Origin of the sequence: Tahibacter caeni (assembly GCF_024609805.1) — a bacterium.
In the GTDB taxonomy this organism is placed as follows: domain Bacteria; phylum Pseudomonadota; class Gammaproteobacteria; order Xanthomonadales; family Rhodanobacteraceae; genus Tahibacter; species Tahibacter caeni.
In genome coordinates this window covers 1-11,141 of record NZ_JANFVR010000154.1, presented here as the reverse complement: position 1 = coordinate 11,141, position 11,141 = coordinate 1, and the positions used below count along the sequence as shown (strand labels likewise).

Genomic DNA, 11,141 nt, shown 5'->3' with positions numbered 1-11,141 from the left:
GCCCGCGGCCGGCGCGTCCGCGGGCGCCGCGGCGGCCGGCAGCGCGACGATCCAGGCGCACGAGGAAACCAATGCGCTGATCATCAGCGCGGCGCCGGCGGTGTTCCGCTCGCTCGAAGGCGTGATCCGCCAGCTCGACGTGCGCCGGGCGCAGGTCCTGATCGAAGCCATCATCGCCGAGGTCGCCGACGAGACCGCGAGCGAGATCGGCGTGCAGTGGCAGGCGCCCGTCAACGGCCTCGACGACAACACCTTCATCGGCGGCACGAACTTCAACGGCCCGAACAACAACGGCAGCATCATCAGCACGGCGCAGAACCCGCTCGCGCTGGGCGCGGGCCTGTCGCTCGGCTACATCACCGGCACGACCAACGTGCCCGGCGTCGGCGAGATCCTCAACCTCGGCTTCCTGCTGCGCATGCTCAAGGGCGACGGCAAGTCCAACGTGCTGTCGACGCCGTCGGTGCTGACCTTGGACAACACCGAGGCGACGATCAAGGTCGCCCAGGAAGTGCCGTTCAAGACCGGCCAGTACACGAACGTCTCGGGCACCGGCGGCGGCGCCGGTCAGCCGCTCAATCCGTTCCAGACCATCGAACGCAAGGACGTCGGCCTGACGCTCAAGGTCACGCCGCACATCAACGAAGGCGACTCGGTGCGCCTGGACCTGCACCAGGAAGTGTCCTCGCTCGCGCCGAGCGTCGACGGCGCCGTCGATCTCGTGACGAACAAGCGCGAGCTGTCTACGAGCGTGCTCGTCGCCGACGACGCGACGCTCGTGCTCGGCGGCCTGATCGACTCCAACGCGAGCGACAGCAACCAGAAAGTGCCGGGCCTCGGCAGCATTCCGGTGCTCGGCAACCTGTTCAAGTACCGCAGCAACAAGGTCGCCAAGCGCGACCTGATGATCTTCCTGCATCCGAAGATCCTGCGCGACGCGGCGACCGAAGCGGCTGTGTCGAGCGAGAAGTACAACTACATCCGCACCGAACAGCTGCAGATGCGCCACAACCGCGAGGCGCTGACGCCGGAAGCGCGCCAGCCCGTCGTGCCGGAAATGCACGACTTCATGGCCGATCCGAACGGCCCGGCCGCGCCGGCCGCACTGCCGGCCGGCGGCGGCAAGCCCGCACCGAAGAAAGCGGGCCGGAGCGGCAAGTGACGCAAGCCAAGCCGTCGTCCGCCGGCACCGCGGATGCCGCGCGGGCGACGCGGCCGGCGCGGCCGAACTTCGGCTTCGCACGGCGCAACGGCGCGACGCTCGTGGCCTGGCACGACGACCATGCCGAAGTGGCCTGCCGCGAAGGCGTCAAGCCGGAGGTGCTGGCCGAGTTGCGCCGCTACCTCGGCGCGCCGCTCAAGCTCACGCGCTATGCGGCGGCGGACTTCGAGCAACTGCTGCGCCGGCTCTACGAGCAGGGCGACGATGCGCGCGGCGTGGTCTCGGACATGGACGAGTCGCTTGATCTGCGCTCGATCGCCGACGACCTGCCCGAGCCCGAGGACCTGCTCGAGAGCGACGACGACGCGCCGATCATCCGGCTCATCAACGCGCTGCTGACCGAGGCGGTCAAGGAAGGCGCGTCGGACATCCACATCGAGCCCTACGAGAACCGCCTCGTCGTGCGTTTCCGCATCGACGGCGTGCTGCGCGAGATCCTGTCGCCGCAGAAGGCCGTCGCCAACGCCGTGGTCAGCCGCATCAAGGTCATGGCCAAGCTCGACATCGCCGAGAAGCGCCTGCCGCAGGACGGCCGCATCGGCCTGAAGATCGCCGGCCGTCCGGTCGACGTGCGCGTGTCGACGATTCCGGCCGGCCACGGCGAGCGCGTCGTGCTGCGTCTGCTCGACAAGCAGGCCGGCCGCCTCGACCTGATCCAGCTCGGCATGGCCGCCGACGACCGTGCGCGGCTCGAAAGCATCATCGCGCGGCCGCACGGCATCTTTCTCGTGACCGGCCCGACGGGCTCGGGCAAGACGACCACCTTGTACGCCGCGCTGCTGAAGCTCAACGACGCGAGCCGCAACATCATGACGGTCGAGGACCCGATCGAGTACTACATCGACGGCGTCGGCCAGACCCAGGTCAACACCAAGGTCGAGATGACCTTTGCGCGAGGGCTGCGCGCGATCCTGCGCCAGGACCCGGACGTGGTCATGGTCGGCGAAATCCGCGATCTCGAAACGGCGCAGATCGCCGTGCAGGCGTCGCTGACCGGCCATCTCGTGCTGTCGACGCTGCACACGAACTCCGCGGTCGGCGCGGTCACGCGCCTGCGCGACATGGGCGTCGAACCCTTCCTGCTGTCCTCGTCCCTGATCGGCGTGCTCGCCCAGCGTCTCGTGCGCGTGCTCGATCCGGCGACGCGCGAGGCCTATCCGGCCACGCCGCGCGAGCTGTCCGCGTTCGGCCAGCCGGCCGACACGCACGCGATCCTCTACAGGCCCGCCGACGGCCTGACCGGCCGCGCCTCGGGCTACCGCGGCCGCACCGGCATCTACGAGCTGATCGGCGTCGACGAGAACTTCCGCCGCCAGATCCACGAAGGCGCGTCCGAAGCCGAGATGGAACGCTACGTGCGCACGCGCGCACCGTCGATCGCCGCCGACGGCTGGGCCAAGTGCCTCGCCGGCGTGACGTCGGTGGACGAGGTGTTGCGGGTCACGCGCGAGGATTGAGGCGACCTCGAATCGCGGGAGCGGGTGGTTTCTTGAGGCGGGGCGCGGCCGCAAAAAATGTTGCGGCGTGGCGCGAATCTCTCTTCAGTCCATGCGCATGCGGAACGTTGCGTGATCCCTCTGCAGATCATTCAGGCAGTTCTCGAAAATTGCGGTGTCCTCGGGTAATCGAAGTTTCAGTTGCGCCAAGCCCACGATCGTCAGCGATACCGGCTCCGAGTAGGCGAGGTCCGTGGCGCAATCCCAGAAAGCGTCCCAGTTGTGGCCGTAGTGGGCCGGGAACGCCAGCGAATGGGCCAGCAGCGCGTGCAGCTCGCGCTGCGTGCTCACTGTCGATACGTCGATGGTGATGGAGGTTCCGGCCATGCGCGCTCCCGTGATTGTCACGGGTAATCAGCGGAATCGTTCGACGAATCGGGTTATCGCCGCGTAAGTTCTACGCTTTGCGAGCTTCGCAGCCCGCTGCCCCGATCGTCGGGCAGATCGGCGAGTATCGCCGACAGCGCCTCGCCTCCGATCGTAGTCGCGCTGCGCCTCGGCCTCCGTCGATGCGAAATGCGTGCGCATCATCCAGCCGTAGATGCCGCAGGGGATCGCATACGGCGCCACGTCGCCGTCATGCTCCAGGGTGGGTGATGCGCGCGCCGAGCGGGTGTTCGTCGTCGCGCAGGATGACGCCGGACTCGCTGCCGGGCTGGCCTATCGTCGCGCCGTCGTCGACGGGGCTCCATGTCATCGTCGTCGGTGGATCCTTCCGTGAGTGAGCCCATGACCGAACCCTCATTACCGCACTCGGGCGAGGTAGATCGGCAACGCCGGACATCCGTGGTCAGGCGTGTGATCCCGTCGCCGGTTGATGCGGCATGAGCGTCGAGTCTAGCGATCGAGCAGGCGCGACAGGAACTCGGCGCCGCCGACGCGGCCGCCGCGCAAGATGTCGAGAATGATGGTTCCGTGCGCGGTGTCTTCCAGCATCAGACTGCGTTCGAACTGCCACTCGGAACCCAGGCGGTTGGGACGATCCGGCGCGACGAAATGGACGTAGGCCCGGCTTTCCCATCGGGCGCGCGTGCAGCGGGACAGCGCCGCCGCGAGCCATGGCTGATCGGGATGTTCGCGTTCCGCCGCTTCGACGAGCCAGCCGGGATCGTAGGCAGCCCACTTCGGTCGGCGATACAGCATTGAGCCGGCGAGGACGATCGTGTCGATCACGCGGCTCCTGATGCGCGGCTGGCGGGCGCGCGCGGCGGATGCGTCGGCTCCGCCGGCGCCGGTTTGGTATCCCAGCGTACGAACCGGACGATGCTGATGCGCTCGCGCACGGCGCGCGAGGCTTGTTCGATCCGTTCGGCAATGCTGCACGAAGGATTCTTGACGAAGCCCTGCTGCAACAGTTCTGCCAAGCCGGGGGGCGTGCATGCGACGAGGTGCAGCGCCACATCTCCGGCCAGTTGCTGGAACGGATCCATGCGGGTCGCGTGCTCGCTCTCGAGTGCGAACTCGACGAGTACGCCGATGCGGCCGCCGTGGCTGTGGCTCTTGATGTAGCGAACGCATTGGGTCATGGACGGATCGTCATCGGAAGCGTTGTATGCGCGTGGCGGTCGGCCCGGCGCGCAGCGTCGGGTTTCGGGCGACAACCTACCAGGCTCCGGCCATCGGCACCATCGACCGAGGCTCGCTCCGCGAGTGACAACGTCAAAGCCTGTTCGCGTTCGGTGCCGCTCCGTACGGAACCGGCGTATCCGTCGGCATCGGCGTCGCAATCCGCCTCGTCGGCCGCTGATCCGCCTCGTTAAGATCGGCCGATCCCCGCGGAGCACCGGCATGACCCAGCAGGCAGCAGGCGACATGCAACCCGAAGGCTTCCGCCGTTCGCTCGGGCTGCTCGACGGGACCATGCTCGTGGCCGGGTCGATGATCGGGTCGGGCATCTTCATCGTCAGCGCCGACATCGTGCGCACGACGGGCGGCGCGGGCTGGCTCGTGCTGGTCTGGCTGATCTCCGGGTTCATGACCGTGGTCGGTGCGCTGAGCTATGCGGAGCTGGCGGCGATGTATCCGCGCGCCGGCGGGCAGTACGTCTATCTGCGCGAGTCCTGGGGCCGGCTGCCGGCGTTCCTCTACGGCTGGGCGTTCTTCGCCGTGATCCAGACCGGCTCGATCGCCGCGGTCGGCGTCGCGTTCGCGAAGTTCGCGGCCTATCTCGCACCGTCGCTCGGCGACGGCAACGTGCTGCTGCAGCTCGGCGGTTTCCGCGTCACTGCGGCGCAGCTCGTCGCGATCGCGGTCGTTCTGCTGCTGAGCGTCGTCAACGCGCGCGGCGTGCACTACGGCAAGTGGATACAGACCGGCTTCACGCTGGCCAAGATCGCCGCGCTGCTCGCATTGATCGCGTTCGGCCTGCTGCTCGGCGCGAACGCGCAGGTCTGGCAGGACAACTGGGCGCAGGCGTGGCAGCGGCCGGCCGCGACGCCGGCGGGACTCGCGCTCGCGTTGCTGCCCGCGGTCGCCGTATCGATGGTCGGTGCGCTGTTCTCGTCGGATTCCTGGCACAGCGCGGCCTCGGTCGCCGACGAGATCCGCAATCCGCGGCGCAACGTAGGACTGAGCCTGTTCCTCGGCACCGCGCTGGTCTGCAGCCTGTATCTGGTCGCGAACCTCATGTATCTGGCCGTGCTGCCGCTGTCGGGCATCGCCGGTGCCGAGGCGGACCGCGTCGGCGTCGCCGCGGCGCAGGCCGCGTTCGGTCCCGTCGGCACGGTGCTGATCGCCGTGCTGATCATGGTGTCGACGTTCGGCTGCGTGAACGGCCTCGTGCTGGCCGGCGCACGCGTCTACTACGGCATGGCGCGCGACGGCCTGTTCTTCGCGCGCGCCGGCCGTCTCAATGCCAATGCGGTGCCGGGCTGGGCGCTCGGGCTGCAGGCGCTGTGGGCCTGCGTGCTGTGCCTGTCGGGCCGCTACGGCGATCTGCTCGACTACGTGATCTTCGCGACCCTGATCTTCTACGTGCTGACGATCGCCGGCCTGTTCCGCCTGCGCCGCACGCGCGCCGACCTCGAGCGGCCCTACCGAGCGTTCGGCTATCCCTGGCTGCCCGCGCTGTACATCGTGTTCGCGAGCGCGATCGGCCTGAGCCTGCTGGTCTGGAAGCCGGCCTACACCTGGCCCGGCCTGATCATCGTGCTGCTCGGCGTGCCGGTATTCCGGCTGCTGCGTGCGAGAAACGCGGCATAGATTGCGGCTCGGCGGCAACCCACGTCGGTTCGTTCGATCCTCGCAAATTGCTGCACCGCATCGCGACGCATGGCAGCGGCGCGCGGCGCGGCGACTTCGCTATGATCGGGCGGATTCCTGGGAGGGAACAATGAGCCTCGTCCAACAGATCACGCGCCACAAGAGCATCGAACAATTGCAGAGCGAGGCGGGCGCGCGCGGCGAGCTGCGCCGCGTGCTCGGCCTCTGGCAGCTGACCGCGATCGGCCTCGGCGGCATCATCGGCGTCGGCATCTTCGTGCTGGCGGGCCAGCAGGCCGCGGTCAACGCCGGTCCGGCCGTCGCGCTGGCCTTCATCATCGCCGGCATCGCGAGCGCCGCTGCGGCGCTGTGCTACGCGGAATTCGCCGGCATGATTCCGGTCACCGGCAGCGCCTACACCTACGGCTATGCGGTGCTCGGCGAGGGCGTGGCCTGGCTGATCGGCTGGGACCTGCTGCTCGAGTACGCGCTGATCGTCGCCGCGGTCGCGAGCGGCTGGGCCGGCTATCTGCAGAACCTGCTCGCGCACGTCGGCATCCACCTGCCGGTCTGGGCGCAGGGCGCGATGGGCACCGGCGACGGCCGCGTGTTCAACGTGATCGCGGCGCTCGTCGCGATGGGTGTCGCGGTGCTGCTGACCGTGCGCACCGAGACCGGCGCGCGGCTCAACACCGTCGTCGTCGCGGTCAAGGTCGTCGGCGTCGCGCTGGTGATCGGCGTCGGCGCGTTCTACATCAACAGCGCGAACTGGGTGCCGTTCATTCCGCCGGAAGTCGTCGGCGCCGACGGCGAACGTCATTTCGGCCTGCACGGCGTCGTCGCGGCGGCCTCGGTCGTGTTCTTCGCCGTGTTCGGCTACGACACTCTGACCACGGCGGCCGAGGAATCGAAGAACCCGCAGCGCGACCTGCCGCGCGCGATCCTGCTGTCGCTCGGCGTGTCGATGGCGCTGTACCTGACGATCTCGTTCGTGATCACCGGCGTGGCCCACTACACCACGCTCAACAACGACGCGCCGGTCGCCAACGCGTTCCAGTCGCTGGGCCTGACCTGGATCAGCGCGGCGATCTCGGCCGTCGCGGTCGCCAGCATCATCAGCGTCGTGTTCGCGTTCATGCTCGCGGCCGCCCGGATCTGGTTCTCGCTCGCGCGCGACGGCCTGCTGCCGGCCTGGTTCGCGAAGGTGCATCCGCGCTACGGCACGCCGTACCGGCCGACCCTGTTCCTCGGCGTGCTGACGGGCCTGGCTGCCGGCGCGCTGCCGATCGGCGATCTCGCCAAGCTCGTCAATATCGGCGTGCTCTGCGCGTTCATCGTGATCTGCGGCTCGATCATCGTGCTGCGCCGCACGCGGCCCGAGGTCAAGCGCGCGTTCCGCACGCCGCTCGTGCCGCTCATCCCGGTCATCGGCATCGTGTTCTCGATCTGGCTGCTGACCGGCCTGCCGCTCGTGACCTGGGAACGCTTCGGCCTCTGGATGCTGCTCGGCCTCGCCGTGTATTTCGGCTACGGCATCCGGCACAGCGTGCTGGCGAAAGAACAGTGAGGCCCGCCGTGCAGCGGGAACCCGGTGACAGGTTTGTGTTTGTGGCCGGGGTGACTGCACCGTAGCACCGCTTCCCTATCCCCAGGCGCGGTGCGCGCTTGGGGAGGGACTTCACATCGTCCCCGATCCCTGGCGGAGCTCATTCCGCAGCGCCGTCAGTCCGCCGCGCCGCTGCGGCCGGCGCGTCCGGGCCAGGCGCGGATCTCGCGCAGGTTCTTCAACGCGCGCTGCCAGAGCTGCTCGAAGCCTTCGGCCAGCTGCGCGGCCAGCGCGGCGTCCTGCACGAGCAGCGAGGCGAAGCGGCCGTCGCCGATGAACGGGTGATCGAGCGCGAGGATCACGATGTCGTCGTCGACGACGTGGAACGGATGGCCGATCTCGCCGCTGTAGCGCACGCCGCTGAGCGTGCGCGTCGCGCCGGCGAAATCGCGCAGGAACGCGAGCAGCTGCGCCGCGTTGCGGTCGCTGAAGCCGAAGATCGCGCGATGCTCGACGCCGCCGCGCTCGCGCTCCCGCGCGACGGTCCGGAGCACGTCGAAGCCCTCGTCGCGCAGCGCGCGGATCGCCGCGATGTCGCCGGCCTCGAGATAGGACAGCACGCGTTTGCGCGCGCCGGCCAGGCGGCTGACGTGGCGCTTGACGTGGCTGTCGGCGCCGAGCGCGAGATCGACGCGGCTCTGGCTGCTCTTGAGCCGGCGCGGCAGCTTCTCGAACGCGGCGCGCAGCTGCGTGGAGGCCGCGGCGAAGGCCTCGGCGCGTTCGCGCGCGATCGCGTTCAGCCGTTCGATCAGCGGTTCGGGCGGCAGCGCCGCATAGAGCTGCGGCCGCGAGCGGCGCACCTCGATCAGGCCCAGGCGCGCGAGTTTCTCCATCGCCGCGTAGATCTTCGAGGTCGGAATGTCGGCCTCGCGGCACAGGGTCGCCGCGTCGCTGACGCCGTGCACGGCCAGCGCGACGAGCGCGCGCTTTTCGTAGCTGCCGAAGCCGGCTTCGTCGAGCAGGCCGAACTCGGCCCAGGCCACGCGCATTTCTACTCCGAAAAGTAGATGAAAGGCGGGCAGTGTCAGCCGATACTGGCTGCGCCGCAACCGCACCCGCTGCGACCCAGCCATGATTCAACCACGACTCGAGGAGCCGCCCCGTGAATGCCGCCCGTTTCTCCCGCGTGATGCCGCTGCGCTACGTCGAGTCCGTCGACGCGATGCGCAGCTACTACCTCGACCGCCTCGGCTTCGGCCACCTGATGGGCATGGTCGGCAAGGACGGCCAGCTCGACTTCGCGATCGTCGAGCGCGACGGTGCCGGCCTCATGCTCGCGCGGCCCCAGGACGGCGGCGCGCTGACCGCGGGCGCGATCGAGATCTATCTCGAAGTCGACGACGTCGACGCCTATCACGCGGAAGTCGCCGGCCGCGGCGTCGCGATCGCGCAGGCGCTGACGACGCAGTGGTGGGGCGACCGCAACTTCGCCGTCACCGATCCGGCCGGGCACCTGATCTGGTTCTGGACCACGGTCGCCGAGCCGGCGCCGCCGCCGGGTGTCACGATGATCTGAGCCCGCGATCTGACCGGGACGCGCCGGCCGCGGTGGCAGGCCGCGGCCGGCGGCATCCGTGATGCGGCCGGCTACCCGAGCCCCGGGATTCCGTAGACAATCCGGCTTCCTCGTACGGAACAGCCCGCGTGCCGGCATTCGCCTATCAAGCCCTAGACGCCAGCGGCAAGACCCAGCGCGGCGTCCTGCAGGGCGATACCGCGCGCGCCGTACGCCAGACCCTGCGCGAGCGCGGGCTGAATCCGCTCGAAGTCACGCCGGTCGACGAGAAGCAGAGCGCTTCGCCGCTGGGCCGGCGCGGCCTGTCGACGCCGCAGCTCGCGCTGTTCACGCGCCAGCTCGCGACGTTGCTGAGCGCCGGCCTGCCGATCGACGAGGCGCTGGCCGCGCTCGGCGAGCAGGGCGAGGACGAACGTGCGCGCAGCCTGACCGTGGCCTTGCGCGCGCGCGTCATGGAAGGCGCCGGGCTCGCCGCGGCGCTCGCCGACTACCCGGAAAGTTTTCCGGAGATCTACCGCGCCTCGGTCGCCGCGGGCGAGCAGTCCGGCCGCCTCGGCACGGTGCTCGAGCGCCTGGCCGACTATGCCGAGTCGCGCGACGCGCTGCGCCAGAAGATGATCACCGCGCTCGCCTATCCGGTGCTGCTGGCGCTCGTCGCGGTCGCGGTGGTGACCGGCCTGCTCGTCTACGTCGTGCCGCAGATCGTCGGCGTGTTCGCGAGCATGAAGCAGGACTTGCCGCTGCCGACGACGGTGCTGATCGCGCTGTCGGACATCGTCAAACGCTGGGGCCTGCTGTTGGGCATCGTGCTCGCCGCCGCCGCGGTCGGGGCGCGTTTCGCATTGCGCCGCGACGCGGTGCGCATGGCCTGGCATCGCTGGCTGCTGCGCCTGCCCTTGATCGGCAAGCTCACGCGCGCGTCGAACACGGCGCGTGCGGCGCGCACCCTGGCGCTGCTGAGCGCGAGCGCCGTGCCGCTGCTCGACGCGCTCGCGATCTCGGCCCAGGTAGTTCCCAATCTGCCCATGCGCGATGCGCTGCGCCGTGCCGCGCACAAGGTACGCGAAGGCGGCGCGTTCTCGCGCGCGCTGGCCGACAGCGGCTATTTCCCGCCGGTCGCCGTGCGGCTGATCGCCAGCGGCGAACGCTCGGGCCAGCTCGAACGCATGCTCGACGAAGCCGCCGCGCACCAGGCCAAGGAGCTCGACCGCTGGCTCGCCGTGCTGACCGCGGTGCTCGGCCCGGCCGTGATCCTGCTCGTCGGCGCGATGGTGCTGTTCATCGTGCTCGCGATCCTGCTGCCGATCTTCAATCTGAACCAGATGGTCAAGTGAGCGAGACTGCCGCGGCCATGATCCGCTTCGACCAGGTCACCAAGCGCTACGCCTCGGGCCACGAGGCCGTGCACGAGCTCTCGTTCGAGCTGGCCGCCGGCGAGATGGCCTTCGTCACCGGTCATTCGGGCGCCGGCAAGAGCACCCTGCTCAAGCTCATCGCGCTGATCGAGCGGCCGACGCGCGGCCACGTCACGGTCAACGGTCAGAACCTGCACGGCCTGCGCCGCGGCCGCATACCGGAGCTGCGCCGCGGCATCGGCATGGTGTTCCAGGATCACCGCCTGCTCATGGACCGCAGCGTCTACGACAACGTCGCGCTGCCGCTGATCATCGCCGGCCTGTCGCGCGAGGAGATCGCCAAGCGCGTGCGCGCGGCGCTCGACAAGGTCGGCCTGCTCGAGCGCGAGCGCGCCGCGCCGATCACCCTGTCCACCGGCGAGCAGCAGCGGGTCGGCATCGCCCGCGCGATCGTGGCCAAGCCGGCCGTGCTGATCGCCGACGAGCCCACCGGCAATCTCGATCCGCAGCTGTCGGGCGAGATCATGCGGCTGTTCGCCGATTTCCAGCAGGTCGGCACCACCGTGCTCGTCGCGAGCCACGACCTGCCGCTGGTCAAGCGCATGGGCAAGCGCGTGCTCGTGCTCGACCACGGCCGCCTGCTCGACGACTGGCGGCCCGGGAGCGCCTGATGTTCGCGAGGAAGCCCAGCGGCAACCGTCTCAAGCCCGGCGCCGCGCCGCGCGCCGCCGAGCGTGCCGCGCCG

The 11,141-nt window shown here is 69.5% G+C and carries 11 protein-coding genes; 7 read left to right on the top strand and 4 right to left on the bottom strand.

From position 1 onward, the window contains the following. Both NON22_RS13880 and gspE read left to right on the top strand, forming a co-directional pair. Positions 1 to 1,162, top strand: a 1,162-nt coding sequence (locus tag NON22_RS13880) for a type II secretion system protein GspD (protein WP_306673814.1), incomplete at its 5' end; no start/stop codon positions are given. After that, on the top strand, positions 1,159 to 2,679 hold the full coding sequence (gspE, locus tag NON22_RS13875) for a type II secretion system ATPase GspE (protein WP_425507982.1): 1,521 nt from the start codon (positions 1,159 to 1,161) through the stop codon (positions 2,677 to 2,679). The genes NON22_RS13880 and gspE, both read left to right, overlap by 4 nt. An 84-nt stretch (positions 2,680 to 2,763) precedes the next feature. Here gspE and NON22_RS13870 read toward each other — a convergent pair whose 3' ends face one another. The 3 genes from NON22_RS13870 to NON22_RS13860 all read right to left on the bottom strand — a co-directional run bounded on the left by NON22_RS13870 (position 2,764) and on the right by NON22_RS13860 (position 4,244). Further along, positions 2,764 to 3,045, bottom strand: coding sequence for a barstar family protein (locus NON22_RS13870; RefSeq protein WP_257387534.1), 282 nt, complete (start codon positions 3,043 to 3,045; stop codon positions 2,764 to 2,766). Positions 3,046 to 3,555: 510 nt separating this feature from the next. Further along, positions 3,556 to 3,891 (bottom strand): hypothetical protein, encoded by a 336-nt coding sequence (locus tag NON22_RS13865; RefSeq protein ID WP_257387533.1) that lies wholly within the window; start codon positions 3,889 to 3,891, stop codon positions 3,556 to 3,558. Beyond that, positions 3,888 to 4,244, bottom strand: coding sequence for a hypothetical protein (locus NON22_RS13860; protein WP_257387532.1), 357 nt, complete (start codon positions 4,242 to 4,244; stop codon positions 3,888 to 3,890). Before NON22_RS13860 ends, NON22_RS13865 begins: the two co-directional genes overlap by 4 nt. A gap of 262 nt (positions 4,245 to 4,506) precedes the next feature. On the opposite strand from NON22_RS13860, the gene NON22_RS13855 reads away from it, so the two are divergent. Together NON22_RS13855 and NON22_RS13850 are read left to right on the top strand one after the other, a co-directional pair. Next, positions 4,507 to 5,919 carry an APC family permease gene (locus NON22_RS13855; RefSeq protein WP_257387531.1) on the top strand — a complete coding sequence of 471 codons (1,413 nt, stop codon included), beginning with the start codon at positions 4,507 to 4,509 and terminating at the stop codon, positions 5,917 to 5,919. A 130-nt stretch (positions 5,920 to 6,049) separates the two neighbouring features. After that, entirely contained in the window at positions 6,050 to 7,486 is a 1,437-nt protein-coding gene (locus tag NON22_RS13850; RefSeq protein ID WP_257387530.1) for an amino acid permease, read from the top strand. 155 nt (positions 7,487 to 7,641) lie between these two features. On the opposite strand, the gene NON22_RS13845 is transcribed toward NON22_RS13850, so the two are convergent. Further along, entirely contained in the window at positions 7,642 to 8,514 is an 873-nt protein-coding gene (locus NON22_RS13845; protein ID WP_257387529.1) for a TrmB family transcriptional regulator, read from the bottom strand. 113 nt (positions 8,515 to 8,627) lie between these two features. On the opposite strand from NON22_RS13845, the gene NON22_RS13840 reads away from it, so the two are divergent. The 3 genes from NON22_RS13840 (at position 8,628) to ftsE (ending at position 11,067) form a co-directional block, all read left to right on the top strand. After that, a complete protein-coding gene (locus NON22_RS13840) occupies positions 8,628 to 9,041 on the top strand; it encodes a VOC family protein (protein WP_257387528.1) in 414 nt (137 codons plus the stop codon). 128 nt (positions 9,042 to 9,169) lie between these two features. Next, the gene (gene gspF, locus NON22_RS13835; RefSeq protein ID WP_257387527.1) at positions 9,170 to 10,375 is read left to right on the top strand and encodes a type II secretion system inner membrane protein GspF; all 1,206 of its coding nucleotides are present in this window, start codon (positions 9,170 to 9,172) and stop codon (positions 10,373 to 10,375) included. 17 nt (positions 10,376 to 10,392) lie between these two features. Next, positions 10,393 to 11,067: a cell division ATP-binding protein FtsE gene (ftsE, locus tag NON22_RS13830; RefSeq protein ID WP_257387535.1), complete on the top strand. Its 675-nt coding sequence runs from the start codon at positions 10,393 to 10,395 to the stop codon at positions 11,065 to 11,067. Positions 11,068 to 11,141: the final 74 nt, after the last annotated feature.